The 23,943-nt window shown below is 50.5% G+C and carries 19 protein-coding genes; 12 read left to right on the forward strand and 7 right to left on the reverse strand.

Translation table 11 applies throughout. The annotated features are described in order from the left end of the window. Positions 1–53: 53 nt before the first annotated feature. A complete protein-coding gene (locus tag ACYJL1_RS08460; RefSeq protein WP_460894999.1) occupies positions 54–479 on the reverse strand; it encodes a hypothetical protein in 426 nt (141 codons plus the stop codon). Positions 480–677: 198 nt separating this feature from the next. Between ACYJL1_RS08460 and ACYJL1_RS08465 the strand changes: the two genes are divergently transcribed. The 3 genes from ACYJL1_RS08465 to guaD all read left to right on the forward strand — a co-directional run bounded on the left by ACYJL1_RS08465 (position 678) and on the right by guaD (position 4,008). After that, positions 678–1,385 carry a 2OG-Fe(II) oxygenase gene (locus ACYJL1_RS08465; RefSeq protein WP_460895000.1) on the forward strand — a complete coding sequence of 236 codons (708 nt, stop codon included), beginning with the start codon at positions 678–680 and terminating at the stop codon, positions 1,383–1,385. Positions 1,386–1,451: 66 nt separating this feature from the next. Further along, the gene (locus tag ACYJL1_RS08470; RefSeq protein WP_460895001.1) at positions 1,452–2,684 is read left to right on the forward strand and encodes a urate hydroxylase PuuD; all 1,233 of its coding nucleotides are present in this window, start codon (positions 1,452–1,454) and stop codon (positions 2,682–2,684) included. Further along, positions 2,677–4,008 carry a guanine deaminase gene (guaD, locus tag ACYJL1_RS08475; protein WP_460895002.1) on the forward strand — a complete coding sequence of 444 codons (1,332 nt, stop codon included), beginning with the start codon at positions 2,677–2,679 and terminating at the stop codon, positions 4,006–4,008. The genes ACYJL1_RS08470 and guaD overlap by 8 nt, the downstream gene beginning before the upstream one ends. 48 nt (positions 4,009–4,056) lie before the next feature. On the opposite strand, the gene ACYJL1_RS08480 is transcribed toward guaD, so the two are convergent. Genes ACYJL1_RS08480 through ACYJL1_RS08490 form a run of 3 tightly spaced genes read right to left on the reverse strand, consistent with a single transcriptional unit; the run spans position 4,057 to position 7,898 of the window. Beyond that, the gene (locus ACYJL1_RS08480) at positions 4,057–4,644 is read right to left on the reverse strand and encodes a sarcosine oxidase subunit gamma (protein WP_460895003.1); all 588 of its coding nucleotides are present in this window, start codon (positions 4,642–4,644) and stop codon (positions 4,057–4,059) included. Continuing rightward, positions 4,637–7,624 carry a sarcosine oxidase subunit alpha family protein gene (locus ACYJL1_RS08485; protein WP_460895004.1) on the reverse strand — a complete coding sequence of 996 codons (2,988 nt, stop codon included), beginning with the start codon at positions 7,622–7,624 and terminating at the stop codon, positions 4,637–4,639. Before ACYJL1_RS08485 ends, ACYJL1_RS08480 begins: the two co-directional genes overlap by 8 nt. Then, complete coding sequence (locus ACYJL1_RS08490) at positions 7,614–7,898, reverse strand: sarcosine oxidase subunit delta (protein WP_460895005.1); 285 nt, start codon at positions 7,896–7,898, stop codon at positions 7,614–7,616. Before ACYJL1_RS08490 ends, ACYJL1_RS08485 begins: the two co-directional genes overlap by 11 nt. Before the next feature lie 234 nt (positions 7,899–8,132). Here ACYJL1_RS08490 and ACYJL1_RS08495 point away from each other — a divergent pair, with 234 nt between their 5' ends. From ACYJL1_RS08495 to ACYJL1_RS08525, 7 genes are all read left to right on the forward strand, one after another. Then, positions 8,133–10,598, forward strand: coding sequence for a mechanosensitive ion channel family protein (locus ACYJL1_RS08495; RefSeq protein WP_460895006.1), 2,466 nt, complete (start codon positions 8,133–8,135; stop codon positions 10,596–10,598). A gap of 138 nt (positions 10,599–10,736) precedes the next feature. Continuing rightward, the gene (locus tag ACYJL1_RS08500; RefSeq protein ID WP_460895007.1) at positions 10,737–11,000 is read left to right on the forward strand and encodes a hypothetical protein; all 264 of its coding nucleotides are present in this window, start codon (positions 10,737–10,739) and stop codon (positions 10,998–11,000) included. Between the two features lie 199 nt (positions 11,001–11,199). Next, entirely contained in the window at positions 11,200–12,642 is a 1,443-nt protein-coding gene (locus ACYJL1_RS08505) for a UbiA family prenyltransferase (protein ID WP_460895008.1), read from the forward strand. Continuing rightward, positions 12,639–13,961, forward strand: coding sequence for an FAD-binding oxidoreductase (locus ACYJL1_RS08510; RefSeq protein ID WP_460895009.1), 1,323 nt, complete (start codon positions 12,639–12,641; stop codon positions 13,959–13,961). The genes ACYJL1_RS08505 and ACYJL1_RS08510 overlap by 4 nt, the downstream gene beginning before the upstream one ends. Before the next feature lie 84 nt (positions 13,962–14,045). Then, a complete protein-coding gene (locus ACYJL1_RS08515) occupies positions 14,046–14,471 on the forward strand; it encodes an EamA family transporter (RefSeq protein ID WP_460897976.1) in 426 nt (141 codons plus the stop codon). A gap of 14 nt (positions 14,472–14,485) precedes the next feature. Next, the gene (locus tag ACYJL1_RS08520) at positions 14,486–15,484 is read left to right on the forward strand and encodes an NAD-dependent epimerase/dehydratase family protein (protein WP_460895010.1); all 999 of its coding nucleotides are present in this window, start codon (positions 14,486–14,488) and stop codon (positions 15,482–15,484) included. An 11-nt stretch (positions 15,485–15,495) separates the two neighbouring features. Next, entirely contained in the window at positions 15,496–16,932 is a 1,437-nt protein-coding gene (locus tag ACYJL1_RS08525) for an aspartate aminotransferase family protein (protein WP_460895011.1), read from the forward strand. A gap of 37 nt (positions 16,933–16,969) precedes the next feature. Here ACYJL1_RS08525 and ACYJL1_RS08530 read toward each other — a convergent pair whose 3' ends face one another. Next, the gene (locus tag ACYJL1_RS08530) at positions 16,970–18,673 is read right to left on the reverse strand and encodes a hypothetical protein (protein WP_460895012.1); all 1,704 of its coding nucleotides are present in this window, start codon (positions 18,671–18,673) and stop codon (positions 16,970–16,972) included. Between the two features lie 242 nt (positions 18,674–18,915). Between ACYJL1_RS08530 and ACYJL1_RS08535 the strand changes: the two genes are divergently transcribed. Together ACYJL1_RS08535 and ACYJL1_RS08540 are read left to right on the forward strand one after the other, a co-directional pair. Then, the gene (locus tag ACYJL1_RS08535) at positions 18,916–21,429 is read left to right on the forward strand and encodes a GcvT family protein (RefSeq protein WP_460895013.1); all 2,514 of its coding nucleotides are present in this window, start codon (positions 18,916–18,918) and stop codon (positions 21,427–21,429) included. Between the two features lie 122 nt (positions 21,430–21,551). Further along, positions 21,552–22,403, forward strand: a complete 852-nt coding sequence (locus tag ACYJL1_RS08540; protein WP_460895014.1) for a DUF1194 domain-containing protein — start codon at positions 21,552–21,554, stop codon at positions 22,401–22,403. A gap of 9 nt (positions 22,404–22,412) precedes the next feature. On the opposite strand, the gene ACYJL1_RS08545 is transcribed toward ACYJL1_RS08540, so the two are convergent. Together ACYJL1_RS08545 and ACYJL1_RS08550 are read right to left on the reverse strand one after the other, a co-directional pair. Then, positions 22,413–23,411, reverse strand: a complete 999-nt coding sequence (locus ACYJL1_RS08545; protein ID WP_460895015.1) for a GlxA family transcriptional regulator — start codon at positions 23,409–23,411, stop codon at positions 22,413–22,415. 217 nt (positions 23,412–23,628) lie between these two features. Further along, entirely contained in the window at positions 23,629–23,925 is a 297-nt protein-coding gene (locus ACYJL1_RS08550; RefSeq protein WP_460895016.1) for a hypothetical protein, read from the reverse strand. Positions 23,926–23,943 lie beyond the last annotated feature (18 nt).

Raw genomic sequence — 23,943 nt, forward strand, 5'->3', positions numbered from 1 at the left:
AAATAGCCGCTGCCGGAATTTAGATCGTCGTTTCCTGGCTGGAAACGGAGATATCAAGCCGTGAACGGTGGGGCTCGAGCGCTGAAAAATGAATTGCAATCCGCTACGCGGCCGGACCCACACTGTTCTGGCGCTGCCGCAAATTTTTGACCCATAACGAGTCGCGGTTCGCCAGGCAGAAATCCATCTTGTGGGCCAGCATCAGCGCGCAATCCGCTTTTGATTTTAAGATGCAGCGTTTCAAGAGCAACGACCCGCAACGGTCGTTGCGTCGGTACAGATGAACTGTCAGCTTCGCGCGCAAATCGCGTTTCGTTCTTTAGCGGGCTGCCAACGCCTGTTGACGCAATATTCGCATCGCGATCGACTAAGTAACCAGCAGCCAATGTCGCGCTGAGAGTGGAAATAAGCCAGAACACAGAAATCAGGAGCGGAGCTGTGCCGCGTCTTCCTGTTTTCCTGTTTCCCAACAAACCCATTATTTATTCCCATGTGAAATTATCGCGGTGCAAAGCAACCTCGGTGCGACTCTATTTATGAAGTCTGTCCCTCTGAGTCACTTAAAATCGTCGTGTAATGCGTAAATGCCTGTAAAATATGGCGTCGAGCAGGAAACGGGTGGAAGAATATTGGGAATGCGACACGCTGTTCTGAAACATGAACTGAGGAGATGTGGCATGGCAGATGAATCCAACATCCAGAAAATCGATTGGACTTCGATAGTTACAGAGCTTGATGATTTCGGCTGCGCGGTACTGCCTGGACTGCTGTCGCAAGCAGAATCTCGACGGATTGCCGCCACCTATAACGAAGATAGCCAGTTCCGGAAGCGTATTGTTATGGCGCGGCATGGCTTTGGGCGTGGTGAATATAAATACTACAGCTACCCGCTACCAAGCATAATTGAGAATCTGCGCGTTGCACTTTATCCCCCGCTCGCAACCGTTGCTAACCGCTGGAACGAATTGATGGGTATCAATGTTCGTTATCCCGATCAACACAAGGCGTTTGTTGAAAGGTGCCATGCAGCGGGGCAGGAGCGTCCCACGCCGCTTCTTCTGCAATATGGTGAGAGTGATTATAATTGCTTGCACCAGGATATTTATGGCGAGCATGTTTTCCCGCTACAGGTTGCGATCCTGTTGTCACAGCCACGGGACGACTTCAGCGGAGGCGAGTTCGTTCTGACAGAACAGCGTCCACGTATGCAATCGCGTGCCGAAGTCGTACCACTTAGACAAGGCGATGCAGTGATCTTTCCTGTCAGCCAGCGGCCTGTGAGAGGTTCGCGAGGATATTACCGCGTGAATATGCGCCATGGCGTGAGCCGATTACGTTGGGGGCAGCGGAACACGCTAGGGCTTATTTTCCACGATTCCAGGTAGCGGGACTAGTTGCATCGGCTCGCGAACGACCGCATTGTAGCGCAGTATATGACGTGTGGGGTGTCGATGGATTATCTGATTTTTTGGGAATGGTTCAGTTTTGCTGCTCGCTGGTTGCATGTGATTACAGCCATTGCATGGATAGGGTCGTCATTCTATTTTATTGCTCTTGATCTTGGTCTGCGTCGTCATGCCAGCCTGCCTCAAGGGGTGAATGGTGAAGAATGGCAAGTCCATGGCGGTGGCTTCTATCACATTCAAAAGTATATGGTCGCACCTCCAAACATGCCTGAGCATTTGATCTGGTTCAAATGGGAATCCTATGCGACCTGGCTCTCCGGATTTGCGCTGCTTTGCATCGTTTATTACGCGGGCGCCGATCTCTATTTGATTGATCCCAATGTCTTGGACGTGTCGACCCCAGTCGCGATTATAATATCCCTTGTTTCGCTTTCCATCGGTTGGTTGATTTATGATTTGCTCTGCCGTTCTCCGCTCGCCTCCAACGATACTGCACTGATGATCGTCCTTTATGGGGTGATCGTTTTTATGGCTTGGGGCTATACCCATCTTTTTACTGGTCGGGCAGCTTTTCTCCATCTTGGTGCTTTTACTGCTACGATCATGTCCGGTAATGTTTTTCTGCTGATTATTCCAAATCAGAAAATCGTTGTCGCTGATCTGATCGCCGGAAAGACGCCTGATCCCAAGCTTGGAAAACAGGCAAAACAGCGATCAACGCACAATAATTACCTGACGCTTCCAGTTATTTTTCTGATGCTGTCAAACCACTATCCCCTTGCACACTCCACCCAGTTCAACTGGGTTATTGCCGCGCTGATCTTCATTATGGGCGTTCTCATTCGGCACTATTTCAATTCCAAGCATGCGGGAAAGGGAGATCCACACTGGACATGGCTCGCAACAACCATTCTTTTCATAATTATCATCTGGCTGTCGACCGTTCCCAAGGTGCTGACTGGCGAAGAAAAGGTTTCTCGTGCTGCTCAACCATTTCTCGCAGCACGTAATTTTGAGAACGTTCGGGATACTGTTATGGGGCGTTGTTCCATGTGCCACGCTGCGGAGCCTTCTTGGGAAGGAATATTGATGCCTCCTAAGGGAATTCGCCTCGACACAGACGAGCGGATCGCCGCTCATGCTAACGAGGTTTACATTCAGGCCGGAGTCAGCCACGCCATGCCCCCTGGTAATCTCACCCGGATCACCGATGATGAGCGTGCGCAAATCGTTGCATGGTACCGCGACGGAACATTGAGAAAATCGGCAAATGACTGAGATACTGTTACGCGGGCGAGTCTTGACTTTTCACGATGAACCTCTGGAGGGGGAGGCAAGCAAGGGTACGTACACATATATTGAAGATGGTGGCTTGCTGATACGCAATGGCAAGATAGTTGTGGCGGACGATTATTCTACTCTGCGAGCAGGCGAGGGGAAAAATGTCGATGTCATTGATCATCGTCCACACCTCATCATGCCAGGTTTTATTGATTGTCACATTCATTATCCCCAGATGCAGGTGATAGGGTCCTACGCTGGGGCATTGTTGGAGTGGCTTGATAAATATACCTTTGTCGAAGAGCAAAAGTTTGCCAATCAAGGACATCCGGAGCGGATTGCATCTGCGTTTTTTGATGAGCTTGTTCGGCATGGAACGACGACTGCTGCGGCCTATTGTTCTGTCCATAAAGCTTCGGTTCAGGCTTTTTTCACCGAAGCAAATAAACGCAATATGCGCATGGTTGCTGGTAAGGTGATGATGGATCGTAATGCGCCGCCCGGACTGCTGGATACGCCGCAGTCGGGTTATGACGACACCAAGACGCTGATCAATGAGTGGCATGATAAAGGTCGCCAGCTTTACGCGATAACGCCACGGTTTGCACCGACTTCAACACCCGAACAATTGGAAATGAGTGGCGCGCTGGTGCGTGAATTTCCGCAACTGCACATTCAGACGCATCTGTGCGAGAATATGGCCGAGATCGCTTTCGTTGCAGAGCTCTTCCCTTGGAGCCGCGATTATACCAATGTTTATGAACATTATGGACTGCTTGGCCCCAAGACATTGCTTGGCCACTGCATTCACCTGACCGATGCTGAGATTGACGCCATTGCTGATAGCGAATCAATTGCCGTCTTCTGCCCCACATCAAATCTTTTTATTGGCAGCGGGCTTTTCGATCTTGGCCGGTTGCGAAAATCAAACGTCCGGCATGCGATTGCTACGGATGTTGGAGGAGGTACATCCTACTCCATGCTGCGCACCATGGATGAGGGCTATAAGATACTGAACATCCAAGGGCAGCGATACCATCCGCTACGATCTTTCTATCAGGCAACGCTTGGTAACGCCCGTGCGTTGTCGCTGGATAATGTTATCGGATCATTCAAACCTGGGGCAGAGGCGGATTGTGTTGTTCTTGATGCACGCGCCACGCCAGCCATGCGGGTGCGGATGGAAACGATCGAGACATTGGTCGAAGAGCTCATGTTGTTGCAGACGATGGGTGACGACAGGAGCGTTGCTGAAGTTTACGTTGCGGGCAAAGCTTCCAAAAGCGCATTAGGGAACGAAGGACTGCATGCTGGTTTTTGAAGCCTCACTACCGGAACTGGTGCCTCAGATACTTTGCATTCAAATAGATTATTCCACGCGATAACCAACCTCTTCAGCCGCGTGGCCCAGCGTTAACCAGAAGGAGCGCGCGAAGGAGCGGAAAACGTAAAGATCAAAACCATTGTCATCTACACGCTGGATCAAGGCGTGAATGTCGTGATGCAATGTTGCGCGACCAGCTCCTACGGGAAAGGCATGTTCGGAAAAGTCGATTGCAAACAGCTTCGCCAGTACCCACTCCACACGCGGTCCGCTTATACGGAAAACCGTACGCCCATGCGTTAGCGCAACGATTGTACCAAGATCAGGTGAGATGGCAGCGCGCAAACGCTGCTCAAGATCAGGGGTCGCACCAGCGACCATGAAACGTCCTGGCGCAAAGCCAAAAACGGCCTTTTCGCCTGCAACTCGGCCATGACCCGGTTTGTTTTGGATAATGACGCCCGTCGCACTGCCGATTGCTGTCAAAACAGTTGGAATGGTGTCGTTCCAGGCAGTCACCTGAATGAGAGAGATGTTCGTTCGTTCATGTAAAGTGACGCCAACGCCGTCAACAGCATTGCCGTGATCTCCCGGGATGAAGGTTATGCCAAGTGGCGATTGCAGATCAGCCATGCATCCGGCTCCCATCCTTGTCGAACATGTGATGGCTCACAATCTCCACCGCGCCATGCTTGTCACGCAAAAGATCAGTCGCGAAGGCGCGTTTGCCGATCATTGATGTTCCATGTTTGACCAACGCCAACGCGATATACTTCCCGAGCGCAGGTGAGTAACATGCAGCTGTCACATGACCGAAGCTGTCGGCAGGTTCACGGGGTGTCTTGTCTGACACAATATGGCTGCCGCCGTTGATCGATTGGTTATCCAGCGAAATGAGGCCGACAAGTGACAAACGGTTCTCGTCTTTCAAGCCCGGCCGGTCGATCATCGCCGAACCAATATAGGCTTTTTTCTTTGACAGCATCCAGTCGAGATGAAGATCGTGCGCTGTGGTTCGCCCATCAATCTCCGCACCCGTCACATGGCCCTTCTCGATGCGCAATGTTCCGAGCGCTTCCAGTCCATAAGGAACAATATCGAATTGTTGACCCGCTGAGATCAGCGCTTCCCAAACCTGCGTTCCATGTCCAGCACCAGAATAGACTTCATAAGCAAGTTCACCCGAGAATGACAGACGGCAGATCATCACTGGAATATCGCCAATGCATCCATAGACGATGCCCATGAAAGGCAAGGCAGTATTGTCTACCTTGGCTCCGGTCACGCATGTTTCAAGTAGGGCACGTGATTTCGGGCCAGAAATAGCGGCGCCAGCCCATACGTCGGTTACCGATGTGAGATGGACACGCAAGTCCGGCCAAACGCAGTCGAGATAATACTCCAGATGCTGCATGACCGGCCCGGCATTAGCCGTTGTGGTTGTCATCAAAAATTGGGTTTCGCCAAGTCGCCAGGTGGTGCCGTCGTCAAAAACAATACCATCCTCGCGGAGCATGAGGCCATAGCGTGCTTTGCCAACAGGCAGTGTCGAAAACATATTGGTATAAATGCGATCGAGAAATTCTCCCGCATCAGGCCCCTGAATATCAATCTTGCCCAATGTAGACACATCGACAATACCAACGCTTTCGCGCACAGCGCGCGCTTCGCGCGTATATGCCTGTTCAACGGTTTCACCGGGACTGCCATAGATCATAGGGCGGTGCCAAAGCCCGGCTTCATATGTTCTGGCACCATTACTGATATGCCAATCGTGCATGGGAGTTAGTCGGTGAGGGCGCAGATCACCATAACGTTCTCCGGCAATGACGCCCATTGATACAGGTGTAAAGGGTGCGCGAAACCGGGTGGTGCCAGCTTCGGGAATAGAAATACCGCGAATTTCGGCCATGATAGCGAGACCTGGAATATTTGAGGTCTTGCCTTGATCGGTTGCCATGCCAAGCGTTGTATAACGTTTGAGATGCTCGACGGAGTGAAAACCCTCGCGATAGGCGAGGCGAATATCACTTGCGGTTACGTCATGTTGAAAATCAACAAATGCTTTCTGGGATTTTCCGGCAGGCTCGATTTCGAAGATTGGTGCTGGAGAGCTATCCAGCAGGGGTGCCTCTATGGTCGGCAAAATAAGTCTGCTTTTGGCTGAGCCTTTTGTAGCCGCGTCAGAAAGAACGCTGATTGTATCCATATAACCGGCCGCCGATCCGGTGACTACCCAGTTCTGGTTGGGTTCGGGCGCAAGGAAAGCCTGTAAATCCTCGTCCCACTCGGGTTTTCCACCGGCTTGGCTAGCGAGGTGAATGGCCGGCGACCAGCCACCGGACACGCCCAGGCAGTCGGTTTTGATTTCGCGCGGAGCACCAGATATCCGCCCTGTTTCTGCATTGAAATGTTGGACAGTTATAGAACTCAAGGATTTGCCAGCATGGGTGCCGGTAACAGCCGCGCCAAGTAGCAATTCAGCACCGAGGTGATTGATAATATCCCTGCAGGCTCCAGATATGTCGGGACGGACATCGATGATGGTGGTTACGGCAATGCCAGCCAATGACAATGTTCGGGCCACATCATAAATGCTATCATTGTTGGTGAATAGTGTAACGTTTTTTCCGGCACCAACGCCGTACTCTAGCGCAAAGCGCCGTACAGCATCGGCAAGCATTACGCCCGGACAATCATTGCCCGGAAAGACGATGGGACGTTCGAACGCACCTGTTGCGAGAATGGTTTTACCTGTGCGGATTACCCAATGACGCTGGCGTGGCTGGCCGATGGTTCGATTTGGCTCGGAGTCAGCAACGTGCTGAACAGCAGTCAAAACGTTTCCGTCATAATATCCCCAGACAGAGGTGCGGGTCAGAAAGCGAACATTTGGCAGGCTGGCAAGGGCTTCGGCCTTTTCACGGGCCCAAACTGCAGGATTACGTCCGTCAATTATTTCGCCGGAAGCCAACAGAGAGCCGCCAGGGACGGGCCGCTCTTCTGCGATGATAACACGCGCACCAGTTGCTGCTGCGGCTTCAGCTGCAATAAGGCCAGCAGGTCCGCTTCCAACCACAAGGACATCGCAGAATGCATTCATACGTTCATAGCGGTCTGGGTCAGCTGCAGTGCCTGCCTTGCCTAGTCCTGCTGCGCGCCTGATGAACTGCTCGCAAAACATCCAAAAGCGAGTGCTTTTCAACGGACCAATCGCTGGCCCCATGAAGGTTTTATAATAGAATCCTGCAGAGAGAAGTGGGCCGGCCAATTGGTTGACTGCCATCAGGTCATGTTCGAGCGATGGAAAACGGTTCTGGCTTTGGACGACTAGTCCATCATAAATCTCAAGCTCGGTGGCGCGAACATTTGGCTCGCGGACATCGCCTGAAATAACCGTGACGAGCGCGTTGGGTTCATCGCTGCCTGCTGCGAGCAGACCTCGCGGGCGGTGATATTTGAAAGAGCGTCCAAAGAGCGTGATTCCGTTGGCAAGCAGCGCGGAGGCAAGCGTGTCGCCTGGATGGCCACTATAGGTATTGCCGTCGAATGTGAACCCGATCGATTTAGCGCGCTCTATGCGCCCACCATTCGGAAGCCGGCTACTTGTCATCAGTGGCCTCCACAGGCTTGCTGTCCCGTGCAAAGTCAACGGAGAGAATCATGTGGGTTGACATATCCCGGGTAACCACGAGATGCTGACGGCAACCGCCTGTATGCAGCCAGAATTCGCGATGTGATCTTGCAGGATTGGAACGATCATAAATATAAGCGTTCCATAGATTTTGATCTGTCGATGCCGGATCGGGCCTCGTACGGGCAGCGTCACCTTGATAGGTAAACTCAATAACGTCGCGCGGACCACAATAGGGGCATTTGATAATCATGGTTTCATTGTCCGATAAGCGAATCGCTGGAATTATTGTTATGATGGTGGCGTGAATCGCGTATAAACAGAAGACAAGATATATAGGCTTTTGCAAAGACACGAACTGCGGTTTTAACAATATGCTATTGTCAGTCGGGTACAATCATCAGTATAGCGGCGATGACTGTCATTGAACCGACCCCGTTTTCTTGATCACGCCTTGATTGTGCCGAGATGAGGGGGCAAGTCGACCATGAAACTCTCCCTGCATGGATTTGAACCTGTGATTTCTTCATTTCGGCAAATTATTCTCGCCTTCGCAATGTTTTTCGTCGTCGCGACGCAAGTGCATCCGGCATGGGCCCAGACTCTTGAGCAACCGGCTGCCGCTAGCTCTGGTATCGCTGCTGAGAAACGCCCCCTCATCGATAATCTAAAGAAGCAGATCTCGACTTATCAGCAGAAATTCAAGGACAAGGCTGACGCAGATGCGGCACTGGCAGATCTTCGCCTTGAGTTGGAGGGGACAGCCAGGAAGCTTCTTGAAATTGGTGTTTCATTTCGTCCCCGTCTGATCGAGATCAATTCGCGACTAGAACAATTGGGACAGCCTCCAGTGCAAGGGCAGCCAGCCGAAGCGCAGATTGTCACGGACGAGCGAACAAGGCTGGCAACCGAAAAAGCTGAAATCAATGCTGTTCTTGGAGAAACTGAAGATCAATTGATCGCAGTCAACAAAATGGTTGATGCCATCAGCGATGCCCGGCGTGAGCTTTTTGCGAGTACGTTGTCTCAACGCGTAGACATAAATTATTCGCTTGGAAGCGAAGTGGCAGAAGCTTACGGCCGCGAGCTGCAAACGATGAACCAGCGCATATCATCATGGTGGCGCTTTGTTATCGCATTCAAATGGCAATCTATGCTAGCGGCCGCAGCAATGGCTGCTGTAACAGCCTTGGTGTTGTTAATTGGCGGACAGCGAGCGTTGGGGCATCTTTATTTGCGCGATGCAACGGTCGAGACACCCTCTTATCTTAGCCGATTGGCGGTGGCGTTTTGGTCCACTCTTATGCGCTCTCTGACGGTCGTGGTTTTCCTTGCCACCACCTATTTCTTTCTCGATTACTTTAATGTGCTCAGAGAAGACATTGCTTCTCTGTTTTACACTTTGTTCAGCGTTATCGGGATCGTCTATTTTGTTCATGTGTTAGCGCAGGCCGTTATCTGTCCAGGCGCGCCCAATTGGCGCCTTGTGCGAGTTGCTCCTCGCCCAGGTCGCGTACTAATGGTGCTGATAACGGCGACCGCAACCATTACGGGCCTGGATTATCTGGCAGGTACGATCAATCAGATTGCAACCTCGCCTCTGTCTTTGACTGTCGCCAAAAGCCTCTTTGCCACTATCTTGGTTGGCCTTCTGATCTTTTCCATCGCCTTGCTAAAACCGCTGGAAGATGAGGAAACCGGCAAGGTCAAGCCATGGCCCAAGACGATAAGCTACTCGCTCTACATTATTGCATTGTTACCAGTTGTTGCTGCGCTATTTGGCTATATCGGGCTTGCGCGTTTCGTTTCGCAGCAAGTCGTAATCAATGGCGCAGTCGTTGTTACAATGTATCTGGGCTTTCTGACCGCTCGTGCCGTTTCAGATGAGAACGCTTTATCAAGCACAGTGTTCGGTAGAGCGATTCAAACTCGTTTTGGTATGGATGAAACGACGTTGGACCAGCTCGGCCTTGCTGCCAGTATCGTTATCTATGTGTTCGTTCTTCTGTTGGGCATACCGGTTATATTGCTGTTATGGGGCTTCCAGTGGAGCGAAATGACAGCATGGTTCATCAATATCGCCACTGGCTTTCAGATCGGCTCCGTCAATATCTCGCTTGTGGCGATTGCCATGGGCGTTTTGCTGTTTGCATTGTTCTATGTCTTTACGCGCTGGTTTCAGGGGTGGCTTGATACAAAGGTCATGGCACGCGGTAAACTTGACTCGGGCGTACGCAATTCGATCCGTACCGCAGTTGGTTATCTTGGACTTGGTATAGCCGGTGTCATCGGTATTTCAGCTGCGGGGATTAATCTTTCAAGCCTCGCTTTGGTCGCGGGCGGCCTTTCGCTGGGTATCGGTTTTGGCATGCAGGCAATCGTGTCCAATTTCGTTTCCGGTCTTATTCTTCTGGCGGAGCGTCCCTTCAAGGTAGGGGATTGGATCGAAACGGCTGGAGTCGCCGGAATTGTCAAGAAGATCAGTGTTCGCGCGACAGAGGTCGAGACATTTCAACGCCAGTCAATCATCATTCCGAATTCGTCATTCATAAACGGAAATGTGGGAAATTGGACGCACCGCAATAAATTGGGCCGGGTGGACATTCTGATTGGGGTTGCCTACAAATCCGATCCCAGACGTGTTCATGACCTGCTGATGGAAATTGCACGCGCGCATCCTTTGGTTCTAAAGAATCCCGAACCCTTCATAGCATTCAAAGCATTTTCGGATTCGTCCATGGATTTCGAAATGCGTATCCATCTCGCAGATCTGTCCAATACTGGCTCAGTTCAGAATGATATTCGGTTTGCTATTGTTGCTCGTTTTGCTGAAGAGGGAATTGAGATACCGTTTCCCGTTCGCGATCTGAATATTAACGTAGAGAAAACGGATGCATTCATTGATCTTATGGTTGGTCGTATCAAAGCAGAGATGAAGAAGACGGACGCCTAGTCTATTTAGACTTTAGTTGAACAAAGGCAAAATAACGGAGTGTTCAGTTGCCGTTCAGTTTGTTGCCGCTATAACTGTTTGTGAAAAGGGCAGAATTTGGCTCTTGATAACAGGGGCGGTGGCGACACCGGAGCGGATATGAACAAGTTTGTTATTGCTATTCTTATGAGTGCCATCTCGGCGGGGGCGGCTTTTGCCGCCAGTGTCACAAATGGTGATTCATCTGCTCAGACGATTGTTGTTACCGAGGGTTCCAGCAAAACCGAACTCCAAGTGGGGGCGGGAGAGACTGTCGAATTTTGCAGCAACGGCTGCTTCGTCACATTTTCCAATGGTGACCGTGAAGCATTGACCGGTGGCGAAACCGTCGAGATCAAAGACGGTAAGGCCACAATCAAGTAGATACTGTAATTTTAATAGCCATTCTATAGACCGGCTGAGTTCCTCAACCGGTCTATAATGGTTGATTTACTGTCATTATTACTTTCTAAATAGAGGTAGTCGTTACCAAATAAGTTCATTCTTCCTTTCATCTTTTCCAGTAAGCACTGCATCAATGCATAATGTGACTGGCCCGTCTGGGACAGGACTTTAGGAAATTATGGTGGTAGATTCTCGTTCCAGTAACAATGTTTTGGACTTGGTGGTAGACCTCGATGGCACGCTGATAGCGACCGATCTTCTTTGGGAAAGTGTATTTCAATTACTTAAGAAGAATATACTTTACTTTTTTCTTTTTCCCGTTTGGCTACTTAAGGGAAAAGCAAATCTCAAACATCAGATATCACTGCGCGTTACTGTCGATCCCGCAACGCTACCCTATCGGCCTGAGTTTATTGCTTATCTGAGACAACAGCGCGACCAAGGCCGCAGATTGGTTCTCGCCACCGGGTCAGCTCGTAGTTTTGCTGATGATATCGCTGATCACCTCGGGATATTCGACGCGGTATATGCGACAGATGCCATTCACAATCTGACGGCACACAAAACAGCATTTCTATTAGAGACCTATGGTAATGTGAAGTTTGCTTATGCTGGAAACAGTCGTGCTGATCTGCCCGTTTTCGATGCAGCGAGTGAGGTCATTGTGGTGGCGCCGGATCGAGCCGCACGCAAATGGCAGCAAACGCATTCTGCACGGCTGTTTGAAGCACCCAAAACAGACTTCAAAACATTCCTGAAGATGCTTCGAGCGCATCAATGGCTGAAGAACACGTTGATTTTTGTCCCCGCCGCGTTGGACCATGTGTTGATGGAAGGGCAGGTAATTGTAAATTCCATCTTTGCGTTCTTTGCATTTTCTGCTGCAGCCTCAGCAATTTACATCGTCAATGATTTGTTTGACCTTCCGCTTGATCGCCAGCATGTTCGCAAGAAAAATCGCGTCTTCGCCAGTGGGGCGTTTTCGATTCGTTTTGGCCTCATTGTTGCTGCGTCACTTATATTGATAGCAGGCTCGTTCGCATCGCAATTGCACTGGACATTTGGTGCCGTTCTTGTCGGTTACCTGGTCGCGACCACCGCATATTCTATCTCGATAAAGCGAATGTTGCTGATTGATGTTTTTACCCTCGCAGGGCTCTATACCTTGCGTATCCTTGCTGGTGCAGCAGCAAATCAAACCGAAGGCTCATTCTGGCTATTGGCGTTTTCGTCGTTCTTCTTTTTATCGCTGGCGCTGGTCAAGAGATACGTGGAATTACAAAACTCGGTGGTTGAAGAAAACAACCGCATTGCGGGTAGGGGATATCGCCGCGCCGATCGTGATCTTATCGCACAATGCGGCGTCGCTTCGGCGTTTGCCGCTGCTCTCGTTCTGGCACTATATGTAGATAGCGACGCAGTCGTGCGCCTTTACGCCTATCCGTGGATGATCTGGCCGCTGTGTCCCATCGTGCTCTACCTCAACATCCGTATCTGGATATTGGCCCATCGAGGTGAAATGCATGATGATCCGGTTGTTTTCATTATATCGGATTGGCGAAGTCAGATCGTTATAGCTATTGGAGCCGCTCTTCTTCTTTATGGCGGCATGCGCTCGTGACCAGAATTTATAACAGCTTCGGATTGATCGACAGGCGTCAACGTGAGGCCATTCCAATTGAGGAAGCACGGAAGCTTTTTGCCAGACAATGTTACGGGCCGGGCGGTTTTCTTGCGTTTGGCAATGGGAAGTCCTACGGCGATTCTTGTCACAATGATGAAGGAATGCTGGTCGATATGCGCGCAGGCGACCAGCTTATTGAGTTTGACGCCAAGAGTGGCCTTCTGACCGCGCAAGCTGGAATGATGCTTTCTACCATTATAGTCATCGGAGCAGAGCACGGCTATTTTCTGCCGGTTACGCCAGGTACACGCTTTGTTACTCTAGGCGGAGCGATTGCGAACGACGTACACGGCAAAAACCATCATCGACGCGGAACATTTGGTTGTCACGTCGAGCGCTTTGAACTTCTCAGATCAGATGGCTCGACGATCGAATGCTCAACCAAAGTGAACTCGCGGCTGTTTGAGGCAACGATCGGTGGTTTGGGCCTGACCGGAATTATCCTTAGTGCGACCGTCCGGCTTATGAAGGTGGGGTCCCTGGATGTCGTAGAACGTATACGACCCTTCAAAAATCTGGATGAGTATTTCGGACTTGCCATACAAGCTGATACGGACAACGAATATGCCGTTGCTTGGGTTGATCAACTCAGCTCTGGTGCAAATGCCGGAAGAGGCGTTCTCATAAGCGGTAATCATGCTGACAATGGCAATTTCACGACGAATGCAAAAGCCGGTCGGCTGAGTGTACCGTTTGACCTTCCTGTGTCAGTCTTGAATTATCCCAGTCTTAAGCTGTTCAATGCCGCTTACTATAATCTCAAGGGGCGTCAGCAGAAGCCGCATCTGAACAGCAATCAAAGCTTCTTTTATCCGCTCGATCAGGTGTTACATTGGAACAGGCTTTATGGCAGGGCTGGTTTGTTTCAACATCAAAGTGTTCTTCCAGACGAAGCAGCACAATCAATAATCCCAATGATGTTGAAAGCGACGCGTGATGCCGGACAGAGTTCTTTTCTCACCGTATTGAAAAGATTCAGCGACATCAAATCTCCCGGTATCCTGTCTTTTCCGCAAGCGGGCTATACTCTCACAGTAGATTTTCCCAATCGTGGATCCCGCACGCTTGCCTTGCTGGCTGAGTTGGACCGAATGACGGTTTCGAATGGGGGAAGGGTTAATCCTTATAAGGATCAGCGCATGAGTCCCGCGGTTTTCAAAGCGGGCTTTGCGCGCTGGAAGGCGCTTGAACAGGAACGTGATCCAGAAATCAATTCGAATTTCTGGCGGCGGACTGCATTGGCCGAAGCAATGTGATGAAAGCATCAAACTTTAACAAAGTGCTTGGTGTGTTCTCAAGACCGGGTTGTTATTCATCAGAGAATAAGGGGCAATTCAATGATTAAATATATCCCGTTTATTTTGTTTACGGTGGTGACAAACGCAGCTGCGCAGGTCTTGCTAAAATATGGAATGCTCAGCTTGGGGCCAATAAGCTTCAGTGCCGACACGATTATACAACGTGTGTTTCAGATTGTGTTCAATCCTTGGGTATTTGCCGGGCTTTTCATGTTCGTCATTTCTATGGCGTCTCACCTCTTTGTGCTTTCCAAGGTTGATCTTTCCTTCGCTTATCCATTTCTGAGCCTTGCCTATGTAATTGTAGCGGTCATCGCATGGGTGTTGTTCAAGGAGGAGCTTGGGACATACAAGATCGCAGGGATCGCATTCATCATGGTTGGAACGATCCTTATCGCACAAGGTGGGCATGGAGATACTTCAGTCCCGCAAATCGAAAAACCTTCAACCTTAAACACACCATCGTAAGTGGACCCGACCCTATGAGACACATAATTTTTGGTGGAGACGGATTTGTTGGGCGGCACCTGGCACCGAAGCTTGCTGCAGAAGGCGAGGAAGTCATTGTTGCCGATATCGTCAAGAGTAGCTTGCCACACTATGGCGATGTCCAGTTCGTGCAATGTGATGTTACGGACACAAGTGCAATCGCGAAGGTCGGCATTAAAGCCGATGACATGGTGTACAACCTGTCAGCGAAAATGCTGTCGCCGTTACAGGTCAGAGCCAAGCGTCATGATTTCTTCTTTCCCGTGAACTATTACGGCACAGAAAATATCATTCAGGCACTGGACAGTGCTGGTGCCAGTAAGCTGGTGCATTACACCACGGATATGATCTACGGTCATACATATGTCTGGCCGCAAACCGAGGAACATCCGGCTGCACCACTTGGCGAATATGGTTTGTCGAAATGGAAGACGGAGGAACTGGCGGCCGAGTGGCGCACGCGGGGAATGAATATCTCACTGTTTCGACCCCGCCTGATTATTGGCCCCGGTCGACTTGGTATTCTTGAAAAGCTTTTTAAGCTGGTTGATTACAATTTGCCGGTCCCCATGATCGGTTCTGGAAAGAACCCTTATCAGTTCATTTCCGTGTTTGATTGTGCAGATGCAGCCTATGCCGGTTGGAAAGCAGGTGTTCCGAACGAGGCTTACAATCTCGGCTCCCTCAATCCTCCGCCAGTGCGTAAGCTACTGGGTGATCTTGTAAAGTTCGCTGGTTCCAAATCGTTGCTTGTACCAACGCCGGCTTGGGCGGTGAAACGCACACTTGATTTCTTTGACATGATCAATATGCCCATCATGGATCCCGAGCAATATCTGATCGCTGATGAGATGTGTGTGCTCGATGTTTCGAAGGCCGAAAGGCAATTGGGCTGGATTCCAAAGCATCGCGACGAGGACATGCTGATTGCGGCCTATAAAGAATATAGGCTTGTGAAAGAAGGCAAAGCTGCGCCAATGGCGGCGCATTAACGGGGATGGCGATGAGCAAGGCACAAGAAATGACAAGCACCAGTACGGCGGTGACCAGGCCAAACCTGTTATCGGTCGATGATGCCAAGGCGATGACTTTGCCGCGCATGACAGAAATCTTTACAAAGCATCTCAACCCGGGACAGCTGCACTTCATGAAGCTGTTAGGTTTTCACAAGATTAAAATCGAGCGTGCGGAAGGCATGTACTATTACGACCAAAGCGGTCGGGCGATCCTCGACTTCTTTGGAGGATTTGGATCGCTTGCATTCGGCCATAACCATCCGAGGATCGTAGAAGTACGCAAGAAATTTCAAGATGAGAAACGGCAGGAAATTGCGATCGCTTTCATGTCGCAATATGCCAGTGCCCTCGCTCATAATCTGGCAGCATGTTCGCCAGGTGATCTGGATATGGTTTTTCTTGGCTCGTCAGGTTCCGAAGCGATGGAAGCGGCAATCAAAGTTGCCGAGCGGGCTGCGGGCCCAAAGAAGCCTAAAATCGTCTATGCCGAGAACTCATTCCACGGCAAGACCAAGGGAGTCCTGTCAATTACTGACGGTTCGCTTTACCGGGGCGAATTCAAGTTGGTTGATAACGCGATCCGCGTGCCGTTCGGCGACATCAATGCCGTCGAGAATGCATTTAAATCGGATTCCGAGATTGGTGCCATTGTTCTGGAAACGATTCAGGGTGGTGGCGGTATCATTCAGGCTCCGACTGAATATTGGCAAAAACTACGGGCGCTTTGCGATCAATATGGCGTGCTTTGGATTGCCGACGAAGTTCAATGCGGGTTTGGCCGATCCGGCAAATTCTATGCTTTTGAACATGCAGGCGTCGTTCCGGATGTTACTGCATTGGCCAAGTCGCTCGGTGGGGGCAAAGCGGCAGTCGGGGCAATGATCGCCCGGCGCGAAGTCTATATGAAAGCCTATGGCACGCCGAAGACCGCTATGATTCATGCGATGGCCACTTTCGGAGGTATCGGCGAAGCATGTGTAACGTCGATTGAAGCGATAAATATTCTCTATGATGAGCATCTGATCGAAAACTCAGCTGCAATGGGTGACTATCTTCTGGGCAAGCTGGAGCGGCTGAAAGCCAAATATCCGGCTATGATCAAGGACGTCCGCGGCAAGGGCCTTATGGTCGGGCTGGAGTTCCATGACTTTTCTAAAACCGTTCCCGTCATGTTGCGCCCGGTATTGGCGGTGCTTGACGACAAGCTTAAAGGTTCGCTTCCCGGCTTTATTGGAAGTCATCTCTTGCGAGACCACGGCGTGCTGGTTGCCTTCACGGAGTACAACCGCAACGTTGTCCGACTGGAGCCTCCGCTGATCTGTGGCCGTGAGCACGTGGATGAGTTCGTCAAGGCGCTCGACGAGGTTCTTTCACGTGGTATTGTGCGCATCGTGAGGGACTTCGTGAAAGCCCAGGTAAAATAGAACGTTCATACGAGAAAAGCCGGCTCAGTTCGGCTTTTCATTGACTCAATGTTTTGATGCCTGGCCGAAGTAAAAGATCCCAACAATCATTGAGTTTGATGATTGTTCGATCGTCCAGCGCTTTTCCATAGATGTCTTGTAGGTAACGCCGCGCTGTAGTTGTCGGACAAGCTGGTCGTAGCACACCATCAGTGGCGCGAACAGAAGCTTCCACCAAGGGCGTAAGCGTTCCCACTGTGCGGAACGGATCTGCGCCAATTTGAATATATCGCGTGGCATCCCGATTCAATATCCAGGGAAATGGATCGGTGAAATCAAGATTCATCAAGCTATTGAGTCGGATATTGTATGTCGTTTCAAATTGCTTGATGGCTTTGACCGCATGGTCGACCGATAATAGCCAGTACATCTGATAATCAAGTTCGGCATAGAACCGCCAGCTAGGCAATTGCCCTGCATCAGCCAGCTGCTGATACGACGTAACGTTCTGCGTATAATGGTTTTCCAGCAGAAGAGCTCGTTCCATTATATCCGTACGCGTCGAAACCAGCCCCATGGTCCTTAACTCAGATACCGGGGCAGGGATATAATTGGGGGCAACAGCGATAAAACGCAAAGTGCCGTGGAGAACCTTTGTCGTCGTGGGAATTGCTGTCAGAGCGACAAGGCAGTAGACGATCAGGCGATGTCTCTCGGTTAGTGCTGTTGCCTTATAAAGTATTGTCAGCAAGATCGGCCAAAGGAAAATGAACTCTTGGCTGCCGGTGTTTTGGGTCTCAAGAAATGTTCCGGCAACCATGATGACGCCGACCCATAGCCAATCCCGATCAAGAAAGAATGTGCGTCCCTGAAATGCGGTGCTCATGGAATAGTCACGGCGTTCGAGCCAAAACAAACAGAGGATGAGGCTGGTTGCAGCCAGTATGACATCAAGTTTGATCGAGAAGACTGTTAGAAAACGCGAAATCAACAGTCCTTCATTCAAACTGACGAGTGCAATAATATTGGCGATATAGGCCGATACCATACCGTCGTTTAGTTCAAGTCCAGCCAATGCAATCATGAAAACTGCGAGTGCCATAAGCAGATGGCGCAACAGGAATCGACCTGCGAGCACGGCGAAAAGGCCAATCAACCCGCCCGCAAGAAATCCGGTAATCTTGGTGAAGAAAAGCGCGAGCATTGTCAGTGCTGCAATAATGGCTAAGGCGCGGCCTCTTGGCAAAAATATCAGAGCGCTTGTCAGGATATAAAGCAGGAGCGACGTGTGGCGGTTGTAAATGCCAAATCCACTCACGCCCGGGTATGAATGGAAGGTTTGAGTGTTCATGGGGCAGAGCGCAAAGATCAGGAATGGGATAAGAATTACCATCGCTGTCTTGCGATTGTCCTTATTTATAATGGTGGTGACAGCCGCCATCAGAGGTGCGGCAGATATGAGAACGGACCACTGTGCCAGCAATGTCGGCTGACCGCCGGGAAAGAGCGTCTGTAACCAATAAAATTGATAATACTCCAAGGCACCGACGGGGGTTTGAAAATCGACGGCGGGAATTTGACCGAGCTTTAGCCGTTGTGCCGCATCGAGATATATATAAGTGTCCCAATACATGGGGCCGATTGGAATAATGAGCGGTAAGCTCAAAAGGACACAAAGAACAATTAGAACTACCACCAACAAGCTTAGTGGCGAAAGAAGCCATGAAGATCGTTTCTCACTGCCAATTGTTAGATCTGCCATGTACTTACGCTTCAGCTCGTTCACTCATCGGGTTATGATTAGCTGCCAGTTCTCCATATTACGTTAAATTGAGCGTGTGATGCTCATGTCTTTAAGATTAGCCGCTGGCGTTTTACCGTGCGTCGCGGCATGTTTTGGGCATGTCGCAAACAGGCCTTAGCAATCAGGCAACAGAACGGCATAGTGCCGAAATATACCAGATGCCGTTCGAGCCATCGATCGATACCAAAGGATAGTATACAATGAAAACTGAGGCGCGTGTTGTCGTTATCGGCGGTGGTGTGGTGGGTGTCTCAACACTTTATCACCTGGCCAAAAAGGGTTGGAGCGACGTTGTTCTGATCGAACGGAAAGAGCTGACTTCTGGTTCCACTTGGCATGCTGCTGGCTTGTTGCCATTGTTCAATATGAGCTATTCGGTTGGCCAGATTCACAAATACTCAGTGAAATTTTATCAGGAATTAGAGAAAGAAACCGGCATGAATGTCGGTTTTACCAATTGTAGCAATATTCGCCTTGCCCGCACCAAGGATCGTTGGGACGAGTATATGTATTATGCCGGTGTTGCTGAGACGATCGGTGTGCCGGTGAAACTGCTTACTCCTGAGCAGATCAAGGAGATTTGGCCTCTTGCGGAAATGGACGGAATTCTCGGCGCGATTCAGCACCCGGAAGATGGATACATTCAGCCAGCGGATCTGACGCAAGCACTTGCCAAAGGTGCACGCGACCGTGGCGCAACGATCTACCGTTATACGACTGTGCTCGGCATTGAGCAGTTGCCGTCGGATAAATGGCTGGTGAAGACAGATAAGGGCGACATCACCGCGGATCATGTTGTTTCTGCGACCGGCAATTTTGCGCGCAAGACCGGTAAAATGGTTGGGCTCGACGTGCCAGTAATTCCGGTTGAACACCAATACATTGTCACAGAACCCCATCCCGCTATTGTTGAGCGCAAGGCACAAGGTTTGCCGGAGATGGGCGTTCTACGTGAAAGTGACAGCTCCTGGTACATGCGCGAAGAAAATGGCGGTCTGCTGCTGGGGCCATATGAGCGCGGCGCTCCGGTATGTTATGTTGATGGGCCCTCCGATGGTAGCGAGTACGAATTATTTCAGGAAGATCTGGACAGACTCGAACCCTACATCGAAACAGCGATTGCACGCGTCCCTGCTTTTGGCGAAGTGGGTATCAAGAAGGTCTATAATGGCGCTATTGCTTATACGCCGGATGGCTCGCCCATTATTGGACCTGCACCACGCCTGAAGAATTTCTGGCTCAATGAGGGCCATTCTTTCGGCGTGACTGCGGCTGGTGGTGCTGGTTGGCAATTGGCAGAGTGGATTGTCGAAGGTGAACCGTCGATCGACATGATGGGTGTCGATCCAAGACGCTTTGGTCCTTATGCGACTGAGGGCTACCTTAAAGAAAAGAACGAAGAGGCCTATGCAGAAGTCTTTTCGGTTCATTATCCAGATGAAGAACGCGGTGCAGCGCGCCCCTTGAAGCGCTCGCCCACTTATGAACGCCAGAAGGAGTTGGGGGCAGTGTTCGGTACCGTCTATGGCTGGGAACGCGCCAACTGGTTTGCACCAAAAGACTACGAGCTTGATGTCGCAAAGCTGGACAAGCCCGATGTCCTGATGAATCATAATCATCCCAAGCCCGTAGATGGCAAAGTAAAGGAATTGTGGTCATTCCGCCGTTCCAATTATTTCGAACATGTCGGCCACGAGATTAAAAATGTGACCAACAATGTTGGCCTGCTTGATATGTCAGCGTTCGCCAAGATTGAGGTGTCTGGCCCAAATGCACGCCAATGGCTTGATTCAATTCTGGCCAATCGCATTCCCAAGAAACAGGGGCGCATTGCACTTTGCCATCTTCTAACAAAACAGGGCGGTGTCCGCTCCGAGTTCACTGTCTATGAGTGGATACCCGGCAAATTCTATTTGGTCTCTGCTGGCGCTTATGAGAATCACGATCATGATTATCTCTACAAGCTGTTGCCGGCCGACGGCTCTGTATCACTGCGTCCTCTCACATCCGCCTATGGGGTTTTAGTTCTCGCTGGACCAAACAGCCGCAAGGTTCTGCAAAAGCTGACACGTGCCGATCTTTCCAATGAGGCATTCCCTTGGCTGTCGGGTAAAGAAATAAGTGTCGGCACTGCTACGGCCCATGCCTTGCGCGTTAATTTCGTTGGGGAACTCGGTTGGGAGTTGCATCACCCGATTGAACAACAAAGTGCTATCTACGAAATGCTGCTTGAAGCTGGTGCAGAGTTCGGCATCAAGCCGTTTGGCATCCGCGCAATGACTGCAATGGCCGTAGAAAAGTCCTATCGTCTCATTCCACGCGAATTATCCATTGAATACAATGCTTTTGAAAGTGGCCTTGATCGGTTTGTTCATCCAAACAAGGGTGATTTCATTGGTCGTGATGCTGTCGTGAAGGCACGTGAAGACGGCTTGAAATGGAACTTCGTTACACTTGAAGTGCATGTTCCTGGTGTATCTGATGTAGATGCAAAGGGCAGTGAGCCAATTTATTCCAAAGGCGAGCTTGTTGGACGTGCGACTCACGGTACTTACGGTTGGCGCTTGGGCAAGAGCCTCGCCCTTGGTATGGTTAAGCCGGAATATTCAGCTTTGGGTACAGAACTTGAGATCAAGATTCTTGGCAAGACTCACAAGGCCACAGTGATACCGGAATCACCGTTCGATACAGAGAATGAACGGTTGAAAGCCTAATGCCTCGCTGAGAGATCTAAAATGGCGCCCATTGGGCGCCATTTTCTTTTGTGTTCATTCAACTGCGCGTGAACAGATGCAAACCCGCTTTGCGTTATTCTATTTTGCGGTACACTTTCCATATGTCATCGCAAAAGAAAACTCTCGGCGGTTTTCTGATACTGGCGGCGCTCTCGGCCAGTTCCTTGGCGCGCTCACAATCCAACGAAATTGATGTGGATGTAGAGCTTGTCCTTGCTGTTGACGCATCGCGCTCCATGCAGGGCTTTGAGCAAAAGATTCAGAGAGATGGTTATGTTGCGGCTCTTCGGCAAAATGACGTGATCCGAGCCATTGAAGAGGGTGTTCACGGTAAGGTTGCCATAACATACGTCGAATGGGCTGGTTCGACGGCGCAGCGGGTCATTGTACCCTGGATGGTCGTGGACAGTGCAGAAACAGCGGAAAAATTTACATCCTTGCTGGCGGGACCTATTCCAACGACGCTGAGCAGAACGTCCATTTCAGGCGCCATCGACTTTGGTGTCGCCCTTTTTGATGGCAACGGATTTAAAGGCTTGCGCCGTGTCATTGATGTTTCAGGAGATGGTGCAAACAACAACGGACGTCCAGTACGTGACGCCAGGGATCAGGCCACTGCAAAGGGCGTAACGATAAATGGACTCCCACTTATGACGCGTGGCGACTTCTACTCTGACTGGGCGGTGCAAGATCTGGACGTTTATTACACCAATTGTGTCATTGGCGGGCCGGGAGCTTTCATGATTCCAGTCAATTCATGGGATCAATTCCCTGAAGCAGTTAGGCGCAAGCTTGTTCTTGAACTGGCGGGGAATGCATCCGACGCACATGAAGTGAATTATCATACATCAGGTACGCCACCCGTTTGGCTTACGCAAAACAAACAGGACTACGACTGCCAGTCCGGAGAGAGAATATGGCAGAGACGCATGCAGGATTGGGAAGCCCGCTGAGCCGAGGGCTCATGCTGCCATAAGCTGCTTGCGATCCGCGCGCTCCTGTTGCGGCGAGCGCCCGTATAGTTCGCGATAGCATTTCGAGAAATGCGAGGCAGAAACAAATCCGCAAGCTACAGCGACCTCAACGATAGGCAGCGACGATTGGATCAGCAGATGCCGCGCACGATCAAGCCGAATCTCAAGATAGTAGCGGGCAGGCGATCGTCCCATTTCCTGACGAAACAGCCGCTCGATCTGGCGGCGTGACAGACCGACATGGTCGGCAATTTCAATCAATGAAAGGGGCTCGGAAAGTCGAGCTTCCATCAACTCGATAATGGTAAGTACTTTTGAATTTTGTACACCAAGACGTGCACGCAGGGGTAGACGTTGGCGGTCATGCGGGCTGCGGACACGATCAGTTAGTGCCTGCTCGCAAACGCGGTTAACGATGTTATCGCCAAAATCATCGCCGATAAGTTTGAGCATCATATCGAGTGCGGCAGTACCCCCGGCACAGGTGTAGATGTTACCGTCGACCTCAAAGAGATCGGCATAGACATCAGCTTTAGGAAAGGCTTCTGCAAAGCCGGGCAGATTCTCCCAGTGAATGGCGCAGCGCTTGCCTGAGAGCAGGCCGGCAGCAGCCAGTATATGCGCACCTGTACAAAGTCCGCCGACCGCTACACCGCGGTTGAATTCTTCTCGAAGCCAGGCAAAGACAGACTTGTTCTGGAATTTTTCAACATGGACGCCGGAACAAACGAACACCATTGATGGGCGATCTTCGCCAGTCAAATAACGCCTCTCGTCCTCAAGCGAGGAATTGGCGGCGCATTCAACACCATTGGATGCTATTACTGGCTTTGCATCCACCGATGCAAGACGCCAACGGTACGCTTCATAACCCAACATACGATTGGCAATACGCAAGGGCTCAATAGCAGTCGCAAATGCGATCATCGAGAAACTCGGGACAAGAAAAAATACGAAAGAGCGCTTGGTAAGACCGACTTGATCCATGTTGACCTATGTTCCCGTATCTGGCTTTAAGGCCATGTCGCAGCTGAAGCAGCTTGTTCAGACGGCGGGCGTGGTCTCTAGAGCTTTTTTAAGATACAACCATAGAATTATTCTAAATGGAAGCGGTTCTCCCTGTGTCGCAAAAGCGCAGATGTCACTAATATTTAAGGGAGCAGATAGTTTGTTATCTGCTCCCTTTTTCAGGTCGACTAGGCATTTAATTTGACCGGCGTTTCATTTCATTGCATTCCTGCACTTGGCGCTCATAAAGGTCGGGCCAGCCAATATCTTCCCGAATACCTTCAGGTAGTGAATCGAGTGCACTTTCCGTAGCGTGAAACCTGCGGTTGCGAACAATTGAATCCCGTAGGTTCAAAACCGCTCGAGCCAAACCATGTGCTCGCTCGCTGAAGGAAGCCGTAATACGCTCCGAGAAACCGATCTCTCTTTTGCCATAGCTGTCGTCGCAAATACTCATGTTCTTTCTCCTTATGAAAAAGAAAGGTGCTTTCATGCTTCCCTTTCGATGTCT

The organism is Phyllobacterium sp. K27, from assembly GCF_054796155.1.